This window comes from Acidisphaera sp. S103 (assembly GCF_009765975.1).
Taxonomy (GTDB): Bacteria; Pseudomonadota; Alphaproteobacteria; order Acetobacterales; family Acetobacteraceae; genus Rhodopila.
The window spans coordinates 301,691-317,726 of record NZ_LMUJ01000063.1 but is presented as its reverse complement, the minus strand read 5'-3'; the positions used below and the strand labels follow the sequence as shown (position 1 = coordinate 317,726).

At 65.0% G+C, this 16,036-nt stretch carries 15 protein-coding genes; 6 read left to right on the top strand and 9 right to left on the bottom strand.

All coding sequences use genetic code 11. From position 1 onward, the window contains the following. Positions 1-271 precede the first annotated feature (271 nt). The 3 genes from GSQ89_RS22200 to GSQ89_RS22190 form a co-directional block, all read right to left on the bottom strand. Positions 272-1,219: a sterol desaturase family protein gene (locus GSQ89_RS22200; RefSeq protein ID WP_158929279.1), complete on the bottom strand. Its 948-nt coding sequence runs from the start codon at positions 1,217-1,219 to the stop codon at positions 272-274. Further along, positions 1,219-2,187: a YncE family protein gene (locus tag GSQ89_RS22195; RefSeq protein WP_216856320.1), complete on the bottom strand. Its 969-nt coding sequence runs from the start codon at positions 2,185-2,187 to the stop codon at positions 1,219-1,221. The genes GSQ89_RS22200 and GSQ89_RS22195 overlap by 1 nt, the downstream gene beginning before the upstream one ends. A gap of 63 nt (positions 2,188-2,250) precedes the next feature. Then, entirely contained in the window at positions 2,251-3,597 is a 1,347-nt protein-coding gene (locus GSQ89_RS22190; RefSeq protein ID WP_158929277.1) for an O-antigen ligase, read from the bottom strand. A gap of 130 nt (positions 3,598-3,727) precedes the next feature. On the opposite strand from GSQ89_RS22190, the gene GSQ89_RS22185 reads away from it, so the two are divergent. Both GSQ89_RS22185 and GSQ89_RS22180 read left to right on the top strand, forming a co-directional pair. Then, on the top strand, positions 3,728-4,648 hold the full coding sequence (locus tag GSQ89_RS22185) for an SMP-30/gluconolactonase/LRE family protein (RefSeq protein WP_158929275.1): 921 nt from the start codon (positions 3,728-3,730) through the stop codon (positions 4,646-4,648). Between the two features lie 93 nt (positions 4,649-4,741). Continuing rightward, positions 4,742-5,263: an ester cyclase gene (locus GSQ89_RS22180; protein ID WP_158929273.1), complete on the top strand. Its 522-nt coding sequence runs from the start codon at positions 4,742-4,744 to the stop codon at positions 5,261-5,263. A 24-nt stretch (positions 5,264-5,287) separates the two neighbouring features. On the opposite strand, the gene GSQ89_RS22175 is transcribed toward GSQ89_RS22180, so the two are convergent. After that, complete coding sequence (locus GSQ89_RS22175) at positions 5,288-6,070, bottom strand: alpha/beta fold hydrolase (protein ID WP_216856319.1); 783 nt, start codon at positions 6,068-6,070, stop codon at positions 5,288-5,290. Positions 6,071-6,172: 102 nt separating this feature from the next. On the opposite strand from GSQ89_RS22175, the gene GSQ89_RS22170 reads away from it, so the two are divergent. From GSQ89_RS22170 to GSQ89_RS22160, 3 genes are read left to right on the top strand one after another with little or no spacing between them, the layout of a single operon-like run. After that, complete coding sequence (locus GSQ89_RS22170; protein ID WP_158929271.1) at positions 6,173-6,838, top strand: GntR family transcriptional regulator; 666 nt, start codon at positions 6,173-6,175, stop codon at positions 6,836-6,838. Positions 6,839-6,844: 6 nt separating this feature from the next. Further along, positions 6,845-8,203 carry an MFS transporter gene (locus tag GSQ89_RS22165; RefSeq protein ID WP_158929269.1) on the top strand — a complete coding sequence of 453 codons (1,359 nt, stop codon included), beginning with the start codon at positions 6,845-6,847 and terminating at the stop codon, positions 8,201-8,203. 11 nt (positions 8,204-8,214) lie between these two features. Further along, positions 8,215-10,455: a xanthine dehydrogenase family protein molybdopterin-binding subunit gene (locus tag GSQ89_RS22160; protein ID WP_158929267.1), complete on the top strand. Its 2,241-nt coding sequence runs from the start codon at positions 8,215-8,217 to the stop codon at positions 10,453-10,455. On the opposite strand, the gene GSQ89_RS22155 is transcribed toward GSQ89_RS22160, so the two are convergent. Genes GSQ89_RS22155 through GSQ89_RS22145 form a run of 3 tightly spaced genes read right to left on the bottom strand, consistent with a single transcriptional unit; the run spans position 10,456 to position 13,701 of the window. Continuing rightward, positions 10,456-11,979, bottom strand: coding sequence for a hypothetical protein (locus GSQ89_RS22155; protein ID WP_158929265.1), 1,524 nt, complete (start codon positions 11,977-11,979; stop codon positions 10,456-10,458). Positions 11,980-12,022: 43 nt separating this feature from the next. Then, a complete protein-coding gene (locus GSQ89_RS22150) occupies positions 12,023-12,655 on the bottom strand; it encodes a class I SAM-dependent methyltransferase (RefSeq protein WP_158929263.1) in 633 nt (210 codons plus the stop codon). Continuing rightward, positions 12,652-13,701: a glycosyltransferase family 2 protein gene (locus GSQ89_RS22145; protein ID WP_158929261.1), complete on the bottom strand. Its 1,050-nt coding sequence runs from the start codon at positions 13,699-13,701 to the stop codon at positions 12,652-12,654. The genes GSQ89_RS22150 and GSQ89_RS22145 overlap by 4 nt, the downstream gene beginning before the upstream one ends. Before the next feature lie 209 nt (positions 13,702-13,910). On the opposite strand from GSQ89_RS22145, the gene tsaA reads away from it, so the two are divergent. Beyond that, complete coding sequence (gene tsaA / locus GSQ89_RS22140) at positions 13,911-14,384, top strand: tRNA (N6-threonylcarbamoyladenosine(37)-N6)-methyltransferase TrmO (protein WP_158929259.1); 474 nt, start codon at positions 13,911-13,913, stop codon at positions 14,382-14,384. 2 nt (positions 14,385-14,386) lie between these two features. Here the strand turns inward: tsaA and GSQ89_RS22135 are convergent, their stop codons facing one another. Next, complete coding sequence (locus GSQ89_RS22135; RefSeq protein WP_158929257.1) at positions 14,387-15,262, bottom strand: helix-turn-helix domain-containing GNAT family N-acetyltransferase; 876 nt, start codon at positions 15,260-15,262, stop codon at positions 14,387-14,389. 55 nt (positions 15,263-15,317) lie between these two features. After that, positions 15,318-16,036, bottom strand: a 719-nt coding sequence (locus tag GSQ89_RS38635) for an AbfB domain-containing protein (protein WP_216856318.1), incomplete at its 5' end; no start/stop codon positions are given.

The following is a 16,036-nucleotide window of genomic DNA, read 5'->3' as shown; positions in this document are numbered from 1 at the left end:
CCTTTTCCGAGACCTACACAGCAAGGCGTGGATGGCGGGCCTTCGCCCGCCATGACGATGAGAGGCCGGCGGCCTTCGCCCGCCATGACGATGAAAGGCCGGCGGCCTTCGCCCGCCATGACGATGAAAGGCCGGCGGCGTTCGCCGGACAATTCGGTTATTCCCCGGCGAGCCCTTAGCGCCAACTCCGCCCACGAAGACCACGTGTACCGCTTATGAAGACCGCGTTATGCCACGAGACCGTCCATCAGCACCGGGGATCAGCGGACGCTTACATCCCCTGCCGAGCCGTCCGGCGGCCGAAGCTGCGGATAAACCGGCGCAGGCCTGCCATCTGCTGCTGCCAGTAGGTTCCGGTCGCCAATGCCTCCTCGCCCGAGGGGTCGCCGGTCTGCACGTAGTCGCGGGCGAAATCGGCAGTTCCGAACAGCATGTCCCACCACGGCAGCACCGCGCCGTAGTTGCAGCTTCTGTCGCCGGCTGCTCGGATTCCATGATGCGCGCGATGGAACCGTGGCGAGATCAGCAACCGATCCCCCAACCAGCCGAAGGACAGCCGCACATTGGCGTGCGACAGCGATTCCAGGAACCGCAGCACCAGCACCAGCAGCGGGAACTGCAACGGCGAGACACCGATCAGCAGCGCGATGAACCCAAACCAAACAAATGAAATCAGATCGTCCAGCAGATGGTTCCGGTCATCCGACCAGAACGTCATCTGCCGCTGCGCGTGATGCAGCGAGTGCAGCGCCCACCACCAACGGAACTGATGCGACAGGCGATGCCGCCAATATTCGGCACAGTCCAGGATGATCGCGTACAACACGAAGGTGATCACCTGCTGCCCAAGCAAGAACGGGAAAACGCCTTCCAGCGTGGGCGGCACCAGGCCCTGGTCGGCCATCCAGCCGGTCACGAACACCTGCGCCCGGTAGAACATCACATAGGTCACCAGGGGTAGGATCCCCACGCGCGACAGCACGGTGTAGATGACATCGACCCAGACCGCGCCGCTGTCCGGCCAGCGCTCCACCGGCCGCCATCGCTCCAGCGGCAGGCAGACGGCGAAGGTCACTACCACCTGCACCGCGCCATACACCGCAAAGAGTGCCCAACCATAGGACACGTCTTCCCAGTTCATCAGGCCGACCTGGTACAACGCCGGGATCAGCAGGTGTTCTTCCAGCCAGCCCGCGGTGATGTCGAGCGGATCGACCATCAGCGGCTGGACACGACCGTCGGCGACGGCGCCCTGGGGTTCAGGAACAGTCCGTGCGGCGAACGTCCCACGTCGATCGTGTCATACGAACCGGTGGCGGGATCGAGCACCGCGACTTTCTCCGCCCAGCGGCGGGTGATCCAGATCTTGCCATTCGGGGCGAAATCCAGGTCGTCCGGACCACCGGGAATGGCGTAGCGGCGGGTCACTTTCAGCGTCGTCGGATCCAACGTCACCGTCGTGCCGCCGACCCGGTTGTTGACCCACAGGACCTTGCTGTCCGGCGACATGAACAACTGATGGGCGCCCTTGCCGGTCACGACATGCTCCAGCACCTTGCCGTCCGCCGGATCGACCACCGCGATGTAATCGGTGCCCATATCGGCGACCAGCACCTTGCCGTTCAGCCACAGCACGCCGGCCGGGGTCTTGCCGACGGGCATGGCCCATTTCTCGGTCATCGTGCGCAGGTCGAACGCCTCCAGCTTGTTGCTGTCCTGCAGGCTGACGAACACGGTCGAGGAATCCGGCGAATACGCCAGATGGCTGGGTGTCGCGACCACCGGGAATCGCTTGATCAGCTTCATCGTCGCGGCGTCGTAGATATCCACCTGGTTGCGGGCCAGGCCGTTCACCGTGAGGTACTTGCCGTCCGGGCTGAAACCCAACTGGTACGGATCGGTGATCGGTATGCGCTTCTGTACCTCCCCCGTGTTGGGGTCGAGGAACATCATCTGGTTGCCGGTGGTATCGCCGACCAACAGGCTGCGGCCGTCGGGGCTGAGCGCGACGTGGTGCGGCTCCCGCAGGGCGGGAATGCGGCGGACCTCCTTCAGCGTGCCCATGTCGATCACGCTGATCGATGCGCCGCCGGAATTGACGATGAAGGCGATGCCGCCCGCCCACGCCGGCGTCAGGCCGGCGAGGGTCATGAAAGATAGGAATAACAAAATGGTAAGGCGCCGCATGGCCTGTGGTGCTCCGGCTGACTGGCACTGTTTCCTACGCCACATGCGCGGAATCGGGCAAGGCTATTCCAGGGCTGATGGGGACACGTTGCGGTCGGCGCGACCTCGCGCGATAACGGCCGTGACGAACGCAAACAGCACGCAGGCCGGTGTCGAAATCAGCACGTTGTCGGTCGAGGCATGGCCGGCATACGCGATGAATGCCAGCCGTATGACCCGCCGGTCCGCCGGATGCAGGTGCCTGGTTCCGACCACGATCCAGCCGATGACCAGCGCGATCAGCAGCGTACGGCCGATCAGGCCACCCTCCACGTTGATGCGCAGATATTCATTATGCGCGGCCCAGGTGTGCAGTTGCTGGACGATCTCGCTGTCAGCCGGGATCACCGCGTTGCCGGCGCCGACCCCCCAGCCGAACCAGGGGGACAGCGAGGCGGCATCCTCGAAACTCGGCCACAGCAGCGTGCGCCCGCTGAGGTCGGTGGCCTCATTGGCGACGACGTTGAACAGCCTGATGTCCACCAGGTCCCCGGCCAGGGCCACCAGCACCGGCAGCGCCACCAGCGCCGACAGGATCAGCATCAGCCGTTGGCGCGGCGGAAAGACGGCGGAGCGAACGGATACCAGGCTGAGCGCGGTCACCATCGCGGCATAGAAAAACGGCGCGCGCGCGCCGGTCAGCAGCAGGATCAGGCCGTTGACGATCAGCAATGCCAGGTCGCCCCGCCGTCCATCCCGGTAAAGCTGGATCAGGCAGGCATAGATGGCCGGCTGGCAGACATTGGCCAGAAACGCCGGATGACCCAGGCCGGCGAGGCGCCAGCCGCCGCTTTCGACGAACAGCGGCCTGATGCCGGCGAGGGTCAGCGGGATGCAGGCCACCACGGCGACCACGGGGCACCATTTGGTTGTTCGGATAATCGCCTCCGCCCAGAATCGCGGGACCCTGGCAAAGCAGAACACGAACGGCGTGACGGATCCGATCATCGATCGCAGGCTCTCCCCCGCGGTCAGGCCGGGATACAGGCCGTGGACGTAGCCCATGACCAGCATCGCCAGGAACGCCCAAGCCGGGCACAACGGGTCCAGCCGCGGGCCGAAAGCGAGGACGCACAGGAAGCCAAGGCCGATCTCGATCCCCTTAATCAGGGCAATGGTGGGCTGGTAGGCCTGGTCGCCGATCAGGTCGGCGAAGGTCATTTCCAGGCTCATGCCGGTGATCACCAGCCAGACGACACAGAACGGCGTGGGGAAACGGAAGATCAGAAAGGCGACGCCGGCCGCGACGGCCGCCCCCAGCAGAAGACCGAACAGCGGCGGGACCAGCAGGCCACACGTCAGGACCGCCGTCAGCAGCGCGGCGGCGGCGCCCAGGATCGCCGTGTCGGGATGGTGGAGGATCGCGCGCATCGGCCGCCGGTATGGCGGAGAAAGATGAAGAAAAAGTTGACGGGCCAAGGGCTGGGTCCACACCGGTGGCTTTCTTCCGGCGCCGAAGCCGCTCTATGCTCGGGTCAACACACGAATCGGGGAAAATTCCATGAGCGACGTTCGCGTCATCGCCACCGGCCTGCGGTTTCCGGAAGGCCCTGTCGCCATGAAGGACGGTTCGATCGTCCTGGTGGAAATCGAGCGGCAGACCGTCACCCGCGTTCATCCCGACGGCCGGACCCAGGTCGTTGCCCATACCGGGGGCGGCCCGAACGGGTTGGCGGTGGGACCGGACGGGGCGTTCTACGTCTGCAACAACGGCGGGTTCCAATGGCGGACCGAGTTGAACCTGCTGCGCCCGGCGGGTCCCGCGTCCGACTACACCGGCGGGCGGATCGAGCGGGTCGATCCTGTGTCCGGCGCCGTCACCGTCCTGTACGATCGTTGCGGATCGCATAAGTTGCTCGGTCCGAACGATATCGTGTTCGACGGGCTGGGCGGGTTCTACTTCACCGACCTGGGCAAGGCGCGCGCCCGCGACCGGGATTGGGGTGGGGTCTACTACGCGCTGGCCGACGGGTCGCGGATCACCGAGGTCGCGCATCCGATCCTGACCCCGAACGGAATCGGGCTGTCTCCCGATGGCAAGACGCTGTACGTCGCCGAAACGGAAACCGCCCGGCTTTGGGCGTTCGACGTGCTGGCGCCGGGCGTGCTGGGCAAGGCGCCGTTCCCGTCGCCGCATGGCGGCAGGCTGATGGTTGGGCTGGGCGGGTTCCAGCGCTTCGACAGCCTGGCGGTGGATGGCGCCGGGAATGTCTGCGTGGCGACCCTGGTGAACGGTTCGGTCAGTGTCGTGGCGGCGGCGGGTGGGCTGGTTCGGCAGATCCCGATGCCGGATATGTTCTGCACCAATATATGCTTCGGCGGACCCGACCTGCGAACCGCCTACATGACGCTGTCGGGGACCGGGCAACTTGTCGCGATGGCGTGGGACGGACCGGGGCTGCGGCTGGCACACGAGGCATGACGGGCATCGTGGGGCAAATGCGAATATTACGGCCAAGATAAGTATGGCGCGGCGCGGGCGGCCCGTTTAACTTGCGAACCGGGAGGGCTTCAAATGGCGGATCACGATCTAGTGACTTTGTGGGAGGCGCATTGCCGCTACGAATTCGAAACCCGGGATGTCGATGCCACGATGGCAACGATGGTCGCCGAACCTTATGTGAACCATATCCCGACGATGACGGGCGGTGTCGGACATGACGCCCTGAAACGCTTTTATACTGATCATTTCATCGGCGCGAATCCACCCGACTTCGCCATGGTCCCGGTCAGCCGGACGGTCGGCACCGATCGTGTCGTCGATGAATTCGTGGTGCGCTTCACCCACACGACGGAGATCGACTGGATGCTGCCCGGCATTGCGCCGACCGGGCGGACGGTGGAAATTCCCATGATCGCGATCGTGCAGTTCCAGGGCGACAAGCTGGTGCATGAACATATCTACTGGGACCAGGCATCGGTCCTGGTGCAGGCCGGTTTGCTGGATCCGAAAGGCCTGCCGGTGACGGGTGCCGACCAGGCTCGCAAGGTCATCGACAAAACGCTGCCGAGCAATGCGCTGATGCGGAAGCCGTAATCGAAACGATCGGCCAATAACCGGCTATGGGCGTCGCGAAAGGAACGGCATGACCGCGTCCAGAAACCGCTGCGGCGCCTGCAACTGCGGCACATGGGCGAGGCCATCGAGGATCGCAAGCGTGGCGTTCAGCAATCCGGCGACGGCCTCACGCGACATGGCCGGCGGCGTTGCCTCATCCAGTTCACCCACCACGGCCAGCACGGGTATTCGCACATCGGTGAGTGCGGGCCGCAGGTCGAGCGTGGCCAATGCCTCACACGCCGCAATGATCACGGCCGGGTCGGAGGCCAGGAAGATACGCCGCCGATCCGAAACCAGGCCTGGATTCGCGGCGTGAAAACTGGGCGCGAACAGGCGCCGCATCGCGATGTCGGCGATCGCCTCCAGCCCTTTGGCGGCGGCGGCTTCGGCCATGCCCCGAAATGCCTGTCGCCCCGGGCCGGAGAACGCGGCACCGGCATCCGCGAGGACGAGCCGGTCCGCCAGACCGGGGTGGCGGATCACCGCCTGAAGCGCTATGAATCCACCATAGCCATTGCCGAGCAGGCGCACCGGTTGGCCGGCGGCGAATGCCTGGATCGCCGCCGCGATGCGATCGGCCACGGCCGGCAGGCCGCCATCCACCGACGGCGACGCGCCGAAGCCTGGCAGCGCCGGAAGCATGACCCGGAATGCGCGCGACAGCGGGCCGACCACGCGCGAAAAGCTCGACCGGTCGGCGAGCAGGGAATGCAGCAGCACCAAAGGTGGCCCGTCGCCGGACACCAGGGCTTCGATCTTCATGGTTTCCAGCAACTCTTTCACCGCGTTTCAACAATAGTTGTGTATCTCAGGGGACATATTATGGCATGCTGAATGTGTCGTCACATAGTATCCGCGGGTACCTGGACAAAGGAGGGCCGAACGATGCTACTGCGTGATCGTGTCTATCAGTTGCTTCGGGACGCGATCCTGACCTGCGAGTTTCAGCCGGGACAAGAGTTGCGTGAACAGGTATTGGCGGAACGGTACCATGTGAGCCGCTCGCCGATTCGGGATTCGTTGCTTCGCCTGGAACAAGAAAAATTGGTGACCGTACTGCCTCGGCAAGGGTATCGGGTCAATCCGATTTCCATGTCCGATGTCGAGGATATCTTTGGCCTCCGCCTGTTGATAGAACCGGCCTGCGCGGCGGCCGCTGCCCGGGCTGACGACGCGGCGTTGCAGGCATTGGACCGTTTTCGCGGTATCGCGGACAAGGAACGAACGGAGTCCGAATTTCTTGAGTACAACAGGGCGTTTCATCGTGCGGTCATCGATTTGTCAGGCAATGCGAGGATGGCCGCCATCGCTGTCGAACTGGATGAGCAATTCCAGCGGCTGATGCGGCTCAGCCTGCAAGCCTTCGACTATGAGCGGGTTCGCCCCGTGTTCGGGGACCATGAGGCGATCATCGATGCACTGCAGGCGCATGATGCCGATTTGGCCTCTCGACTTTCCTACCAACATGCGGCACGTGCGCATGCGCGCATCTCAGACGCGATGCGCGACATCGAGCAGCAGCAGGCGAAACCGCCGACGCCCAAGGAGTGACCGCATATGGCGACGGCTAACGCAGGACCTCGGTTGGATCGTCTGCCGGTCTCGGCTTTTCATCGCCGGGTTTTTACCCTTGTGGCGATGGGCATGTTTTTCGACGGATTCGACATCTACGTCGCGGGCACCGTGCTGGGGACGACGCTGAAATCCGGGTTCTCCACGATGGGGCAGAACGCGGCGTTCGTTTCGATGACGTTTGTCGGGATGATGCTGGGCAGTTTCTTCACCGGCTTCCTGGGCGACCGGTTCGGACGGCGGTTCACCTATCAGGCGAATTTGGCGTTGTTCGGCCTGGCGTCCCTGGCCGCGGCGTTCGCGCCGAACATGACCGTGCTGATCGGGTTGCGCTTCCTGATGGGCGTCGGATTGGGGGCGGAGAACGTCGTTGGTTACTCGACACTAACTGAATTCGCACCGGCTGCCACGCGTGGCCGGTGGCTGGGTTTCCTGGCGGTGGTGGTGGTGACCGGCCTGCCGGTGGCGGTGCTGACCAGCACGGTGATGATCCCGGCCTTTGGCTGGCGCAGCATGTTCGTGCTGGGGGGCATCGGTGCGCTGGTGGTGTGGTATGCCCGCAAGGCGCTGCCGGAAAGCCCGCGCTGGCTGGAGTCGGTCGGGCGGAATGCGGATGCCGAGGCGTTGCTGGCGACGATCGAAGCCTCGGTTCCCGGGCCGCTGGCCCCCATCGTCGTGTCCGCGCCGCCGCCGTCGCGGGCACTGTCGACGCTGTTCACGCCGCCGCTGGCGTCACGCATGGTGCTGGGATGCATCGCACTGATCGTGATCAACACGCTGATCTACGGCTTCATCACCTGGTTGCCGTCGTTCTTCGTCAAGCAGGGGCTGTCGATCGCGACATCGTTCAACTTCACCCTGATCATGTCGCTGGGTGCGCCCGTCGGGTCGGCGATCGGCGCCCTGACGGCGGATCACTGGGGGCGGAAGCCGACGCTGATCGGGGCCTCGGCGGTGGCGATCGTGTTCGGTGCGATCTATCCGTTCGTGACCGATCCGGTGCTGCTGCCGCTGGTCGGCATTGCGTTGACGATGCCGATCTATGTGTTGGTGGCGCTGCTGTTCGGCGTCTACATCCCCGAGTTGTTCCCGACAGAGGTGCGGCTGCGGGCGTCTGGGATCTGCAACACGTTTGGCCGCGGGGCGACGATCGTGACTCCGTTCCTGGTGGTCCGGCTGTTTACCGAGTATGGCGTCGTCGGCGTGCTGACCTTGATGATCGGGCTGTTGTTCGTGCTGATCCTGGCGGTCGCGGCGCTGGGTATCGAGCCTCGGCGCCGCAGCCTGGAGGACCTTGGCAGCGGCGCGGTTGAAGGTGCGGCCGTTCCGGCGATCGTGCGATAGAGGCTGCCTATATGGATATGGCTGGTGTGCCGCAGGTGGAAAACGAGCGGCGGAGGAAGCTGCGGGGTTTGGGGCGATATACGGCGGATGAACGGTTCGCCGGTTCGGCGTGCGCGGTGTTCGTCCGCAGCCCGCATGCGCATGCCCGTATTGTTTCGGTTGATACCACCGAGGCCGCCGCGATGCCCGGTGTGGTGCAGGTGCTGACGGCCGTGGATTGTGCCGGGCTGGGCAGTTTTCCGGTGATGGACCGGATCGGCAAAGGCCTGGCGATCCCATTTCGGCCTGTCCTGGCCGGTGATGTCGCTCGGCATCCCGGGGAGGCGGTGGCGTGTGTCATCGCCGAAACACAGGCGCAGGCGCTGGATGCGGCCGAGGCTGTCGTGGTGGATTACGAGGCGTTGCCGGCGGCCGTGGGGTTGGATGACGGCGCGCCGCTGGTTCATCCTGGGGCGCCGGGCAACGTGGCGTTGCGGCACGAGGCCGGCGACGCGGCCGCGGTGGAAGCGGCGATGGCTGCGGCCGCGTTGGTTGTCGAGACCGCGATCGAACTGCCTCGGCTGGCGCCGGTGACGATGGAGCCTCGTGCGGCGGCGGCCGAGTGGGATGCGGAGACCGGGGTCTACACAGTGCGCGCGCCGCACCAGGGGGTGAACGAGATGCGGCGCGATTTCGCCGCGGTGTTCGGTTTGCCGGCGGATCGGTTTCTGGTGCTGTCGGGCGAGGTCGGTGGTGGGTTCGGGCCGCGGAACATCGCGTATCCGGAATATGCCGCGGTGATGCTGGCGGCCAGGCTGACCGGACGGGCGGTGGCCTGGCATGGGACGCGCAGCGAATCGTTTCTGACCGATATCCAAGGGCGCGGGGTGCGGGCGTTCGGGCGGCTGGCGGTGGACGCGGCGGGACGTTTCACCGCGTTATCGATTTCGTACGACGCCGATCTGGGTGCGTATATCACGCCGGTCGCGGTGTTCGCCAACATCAACAATCCGTTGCAGTCGTTGACTGGGTGTTATGCCATTCCGGCGGCGCATGCGGTGTTCCGGGTGATGCATACGCACGCGGTGCCGACGGGGCCGTATCGCGGCGCCGGGCGGCCGGAGATGGCGTTGCTGGTGGAACGGCTGGTGGACATCGCCGCGCGCCGGCTGAGGTTGGATCCGTTCGCGTTGCGTGAACGGAATATCATTCCTTTCGAGTCATTTCCCTGGACGCTGCCCAGCGGGGCACGGTACGATAGTGCTGATTTCGCCCGGTTGATGCGGACGGCTCGTCAGGCATCGGATTGGGATGGGTTCGCGGCTCGCAGGGCGCCGGGCGTGCGGTTGGGACGTGGGGTGGCGCTGTTCATCGAGGTCTCGGGTGGTGGCGGTGCGCCGGATGAGGCGGCGTTGACGCTGTCGGCGACGGATGGGCGGGCGGCGCTGCGGATCGAGACGGTGACGGCCAGCACCGGGCAGTCGCATGCGCGTACGTTTGCCCTGGTGGCTGGGCCTCGGCTGGGGTTGCCGGAGGTTGCGGTGTCGTTCGTGGCGTCCGATCCGCGGACGGGGTTGTCGGGTGCGGGATCGTACGCGTCGCGCAGCACGATCGCGGCGGGGAATGCGGTGGCGGCGGCGGCGGATGCGCTGGCGCTACGACTGCGCGTGGCGGCGGGGCTGCGGGCGAACTGCGCGCCGGAGGACCTGCACCTGGCCGACGAAGCGGTGTGCCGGTCGGACGGAAGTGTCGTGTGCCGGCTGGTGGACCTGCTGGCGGAGCCGCTGTCGGAGACCGGGCGGGTGTCGCCTAGCAACGCGTTCGCCTCCGGCTGTCATGTGGCGGAGGTGGCGGTGGATGAGGCGACCGGTGCGGCGGTGCTGACCCGATACCTGGCGGTGGACGATGCGGGGGTGACGATCGATCATCAGGCGGCGGAGGCGCAGATCCAGGGTGGGATCGCACAGGGCGTCGGCGAGGTGCTGGGGGAAGAGTGGGTGCTGGATGCGGAGTCAGGCCAGCCGTATGCGGCGAGCCTGATGGATTATATGTTGCCTCGGGCGAATGATTTTCCGGATTACCGGGTGATGGAATGCAATACGCCGTCGCCGTTCAATCCGCTGGGGGTGAAGGGGATCGGCGAGGCCGGAACGACCGGGGCGCTGTGCGCGGTGACCAGCGCGATCGCGGATGCGCTGGGCGGGCGGGATTTGCCGGCGATGCCGTTCACGCAGGAACGGTTGTGGCGGGTGTTGCGGGCGGGTGACGGGTAATCAGTTCGGCGGCAGATGCAGGGTGCGGCCGGCGATCTGTTGCGAACGGGGATAGGACGCTGCGATGGCGTCGGTGATCTCCGGCGTGTGGCGGGCGTCGTAAGGGGGCATGCCTGGTTGCCCCTGGGTCACGATCATGGCGAAGGCGTGCGCCTTGATCCGGTCGACGAGCAGGCTCTGGTCCCAATGGCCGAGGCTGGCCAGTTCGGTGAAGGTCGATGGTTCCCATGGGACGTATTTGCCGGCGCGCAGCAGCAGGACCATGTCGTCGGACAGGACCGGTCCGGGCAGATTCGCGATGCGGGATCGCAGGGCTTCCAAACTTCGGAGGGAGGCAGGCGTGACGGACCAGTATTCGCCCGTCGAGGTCGGCATGACCAGCATCTGTGCCACCAGCATCCATCCGAGGAGGATGGCGACAGGCGCCGCTGCGGTGTGGCTGGCCGCGACGGCCCGGTCCATCATCGAAGCGACGAAGGCGCCGATAATCACGCTCCAGACGCACATTCCCTCGATCAGGTAATTCTCCGCGGCGCCGGACTTGCCCAGCATGGGGAGCATCAGCGTGGTGATGACCAGATAGAGGGTGACAACAAGCAGGCAGCGCGTGTCGATGCTTTCGGCGACGTCGCGGATGAATTCTTGACGGGTCGCCCAGCGGCGCTCGCCGGCGAGATGCCGCCACAGGCTGATGGCGCCGCCGAGGGTAAACAGCAGAAAGACCGTGTGGGGCCATTGGCGGACGATGCCGCCGACCAGCCGGTCGAACCGGTAGCGGTTCAGGTTGTAGAGCAGAATGTGGCGCAGGAATCCGCCGCCGGTGCGGACTTCCAGCAGCAGCAGCAGTGCCAGGCCGACGACCATGAAGACGAACGATGCCGTCAGCGTCCGGTGCCGGTCGACCAGCAGCATGACGGGCAGCGTCGCCAGCGGGGCGGCGATCGATGTCTGCTTGGTAAACATCGCCAGCATGAACAGCGCCAGACCGGCGTAGAGGCGCCAGGGACGGCCGGGAGAGGTCACGGCACAAAGCACCGCCAGGAAACCCAGGGCGACCGCCAGCATGTCGACGCGCATCAGCGGCGTCCACGCGACGACTGGGTTGTAGCAGAACACCGTCAGTCCGGCGATCGCCGATCCGGTGACGCGCGCGGTGCGTGCGACGGATCGCGGAGCCATCTGAAACGCCAGGCAAGTCATGACCACCCCCACCACCAGCGCCGAGACGAAGGAAACGGTTCGGCCGGCGACAAGCATGTCGATCCCGGTGGCGGCGAGGCCTTTGACCGCCAGATGATAAAATGGCGGATATTGGAAGACGATGAACGGATAGCGGGTGATGTCGCCGTACATGAGCGGCCCTGGGATCAGCAGCGCCTGCTGCCAGACGGTGCCCTCCCCATAGTCCAGTTCGAACGGGTAAAAGACGGCGCCGGCGGCGTGCCACAGATACAGCAGGAAGTGCCAGGCCAATGCTGCCGCGACCAATGCGCCGACGGTCCCCAGCACGAGCTTTGCGGGCACGCTGAATGGGGCCGACGCCGGTGCCGCGACATTCATCGGGCAACTACCGGCGTGGAACGGCCCGGAGGAACATCTGCTTGCCTAGGGGCTTGATCGGAGACGCGAGATAAGCGGCGATCAGCCATGGCGAGACGGGCATCCGGGACTTGACGGTCAAGGGCAGGAAACGCGGCACGACCAGGGTGACCTGGTAGCCGTTGGCGGTCAGGAAATCGGCCAGGCTGATATGCGAGTAAATCGCGACGTGGGTGTAATCGTCGAAATACTCGCGAACGGCGTAGCGATAGTTGGGCTGCAGGATGTTCAGCGATCCTCGGCCGGAGAGCTTGGGCCGCAAGCCGTCGAGGACACGAGCGAACGCGTCCTGGGGAATGTGCTCGAACAGGTTGCTGGCGAAGGCGAAATCGACCGATCCATCCGCCAGGAAATCCAGGTCGGTGACAGGGCCGACGACAGCCTCGACGCCGGGGGCGAGGTAGCGCGGGAACTCCGGCCAGGTGTCCAGGGCGATGCGGCGCTTTGCCTGCACGTTGTTGATGAAATTGCCGTAGCCGGTGCCAAGGTCCAGCACACAGTCGTCAGCGGAGATGATCCGATTGAAGTGGAAACGCCACAGCGCCTGCCAGACGACGTTCCGTTTGGCATCTGGGGTCAGGCGCGATTCGTGGTAGCTCATGCGTGGCTGCGGAGCGGTCGCCAGCCGAAAACGATACCCATCATCATCCGCAGACCGACCCGCATGGCGCGTCCGTTGTTGGTGTTGCCGCCCTTGCTGAGACCGACGCGCGGGTGGAACGTGACCGGGCATTCGACGATCGCGTGGCCCCTGGCGAGCGCGGTATCCAGGAAGTGGGCATTGAACTCCAGATTGACCGTAGGGTCGAGGGCGGGCAGCAGGCGGCGCAGCGCATCGCGGCGGCATAATTTGTAGGTGGTGCCGACATCGGTGATGGTGCAGCGGCCGAGATGTTTCGCCTCCAGCAGCTTGCCGACGAAAATATTGCCGTAATACATGAAGGTGCTGAGCTGGGTGGTGTACTGCCGCAACGGCTCGACGGTGCGGGTGCCGTTGACGATGTCGGCGTGCGGCGCATAGGCGAGGAATTTGTCCAGGTCGTAGGCTCGGAAGGTGCGGTCGCCCTCGCACAGGACGATAAGGTCGGATTCGGCTTGTTTGACGGCCTCGGTGAGGCAGCGATGGACGCAGTGTCCGTAACCGGGCGCGGTTTCGTTGAAGGTGATGGCGCCGGCTTCCTGGGCGCGCTGGAAGGTGGCGTCGGTGCTGTTGTTGCTGACGACGATGACGTCCCGCACGGCGGGGTGGTCGAGGAAATCCCGCACCGCGTCGCCGATGCTCTGTTCGTCGTTGTAGGCGGTCAGCGCGACGGTGACGGTGCGGTCCTGTATCAGGTCGCAGCGGACGTCGGCGGCGCGGCGCTTGGCGGGGAACAGCACGAAAAGATCGGTCAGGGCCAGGGCGAAACCGGCCATGATCGGAACGCCGCTATACCAGACGACCCATTCGTTCAGCGGCATCAGCGCCTGGTTCAGACCGAGAAGGTAGCGTGGAAACACCATCAGCACGCCGACCAGATGCATGCCCAGGCCGGCGCAGACGCAGATGGCGCCCCACATCAGCAACGGTCCGCGCTTGACCCTGATCCGAAAAGCCGATTCGGCCGCCTGGATGGCGGAATAACCGGCGGCGGTTCCGTGTTCCATTTTGGTTCTACTCGACTGCGGCGTCGATGCAGCGACCCGTTTCGCCCATCTGGGGTTTGTTTTAGGCGGGTAAAGGTTGCAACAAGGTTTCGTTGGGCAAGACCACGATCATACGCAACGATCCGGCGATGATAAGAGGGGACGGTTGCCGGGACATCCCCCGCCGCCCATGATCCGGTTTGGAGCCTGTAGGGCGGTGAGGGCGTGTTTTGACCGGATTCTCGATCCAACCCATCGGTACGTTGCACACACCGTGGCCAACGGTCGCCGCCTGCCCGCGCAATGGCCGGCAGCCCGATCCGGCGCCTTCCTGTTCGGCGGTGGTGCTGCCGGCGTTCCAGGACGGCTTGCAGAGCCTGGAGGGGTTTTCCCACCTGATCCTGCTGTACTGGCTGGGCCAGGGGCAGACATCCCGGCTCGTGTTCACGCCGCCGTTCGATTCACAGTTGCGCGGGGTGTTCGCGTCGCGGGCGCCGTGGCGGCCGAACGGGATCGGGCTTTCGGTGGTGGCGTTCGATGGGTTCGAAGGTCCGGATACGCTGAAAGTGCGTTATCTGGACTGCATGGATGGCACGCCGCTGCTGGACATCAAGCCTTATCTGCCGACCACCGACAGCGAGCCGGATGCCTCGATGGGGTGGTTGGGGGCGCATGCGACGCGGAACCGGAATACAGCCGGTTAGGGTCAGAGATGCTTTTCGAAGAAGTGGTCCGGATACGGGTCGTCATTGAAGCGGTCGATCTCGACCCAGCCTGATTCGCGGTAGAGCTTTATGGCCTCGTGCAGGGCGCTGTTGGTGTCTAGGCGCAGTGTCTTGATCGATCGTTCGCGGGCTGCGGTTTCGGCGGCGTGCATCAGGCGCTTGGCGATGCCGAGGCCTCGGGCGGTTTGGTCGATCCATAGCCGCTTGATTTCCGCGACGTCGCCGCCGGTTCCCTTCAGGCCGACACAGCCGATGGGCAGGCCGTCGGATATGGCGACGAGGAACGCCCCGCGTGGTTGCATCATGTCCGCGGCGTCGGGATCTCGGGAGCGGGATACGTCGAAGCCGTTTTCGAAACGGCGTTGCAGTTCGGCGTAGTATTCGCCGAGGCAGTAGCGGGCGGCTTCGTGCCTTGGGTCGATCGCCTCGATCGCGATGCGGTCGCGGCCGAGGGCGGAGGCGATCATGTCCATGGCGCGGAGCAGTTCGTCCGCGTGTGGGGCGCGGTCCAGCAAGGCGGTGGCCCGGGCGTCGGACAGGTTTTCGTAGGCTTGGAATTCTTGCTGGCCGGCCTTGGTGAGGATGGCGACACGGCGGCGAGCATCAGTGGGATGTGGTGTCGTCTGGATCAGGCTTTCGTCCTCCAGACTTCGGAGCAGGCGGCTCATCAGGCCGGAATCGAGGCTGAGATAGTCGCGGATTTCGGCTACGTCGGAGCGTCCCGTGCCGATCGCGTTCAGCACGCGGGCGGCACCGAGCGGGCGGCCTCGGCCGAGGAAGGATGTGTCGAGGGCGCCGACTTCGATGGTGACGGCACGGCCGAAACGGCGGATGTGGCTGATGGGGTCATACCGCATATTATCTGACTTAGGTCAGATAAATCCTGAAGTCAATGTTCACGTCCCGGTCGCCCTATGGCGACCAAGGCGGGCCGACAATGAAGCTTGCGTCGTCTGTCCAAAGCGTTGTGGTGTCCCAGGGATTGGTGCCACCGCCATCGCTGGCGACATAAACCTTGCCATAGTAGTGGCGAATGTATTTCGTCGGGTCATGTACCGCGTGGAACGCGTTTCCTTTGCCGTTCTTTCCCGGTTGCGGGCAGAATGTTGCGTCGGACCGATTCAGGGCGGTGCCGTCGAATGGCTGCACACGCAGCGCGAAGTTCTGCTGCCGCAAGAATTCGCCCGGGTTGTTTCTCGACTCGAAGGAGATGCATGCGTTGTCGGCGAGGCCTCGGCGGACGATCCAGGTTGAGTCGCCCTTGTCCTGCCCGGTGTTCCGCGATGTGACCGGCGCGATGACAACGGCGCCGTTCTGGTTACGGATATAGTCCCCGGTGCAGCACGGCGTGGTCGCTCGCAGCGAGATTTCCGATCCAGGTGTCAGCGTTCCAGACAGGCCCGTGGGCGCGCCGTAGCCGACCGTGGCGATGTTGGACTGGATAGCGTTATCGGTACTGTCGGAAGGAAAACCGGCCGTCATCGCGCCTTCGAAGAAGGAGCCGGCGGAGGCATGGCTGTTATCGCCTCCGATGCCGAGGATGATCGCGCCTTCCTGGCGCATCGGCGCATATCCGGCTGGAAGGGCGCCGGAATAGATTGTGGTGAGCCCGCCCGATCGGGCGTCGCCCC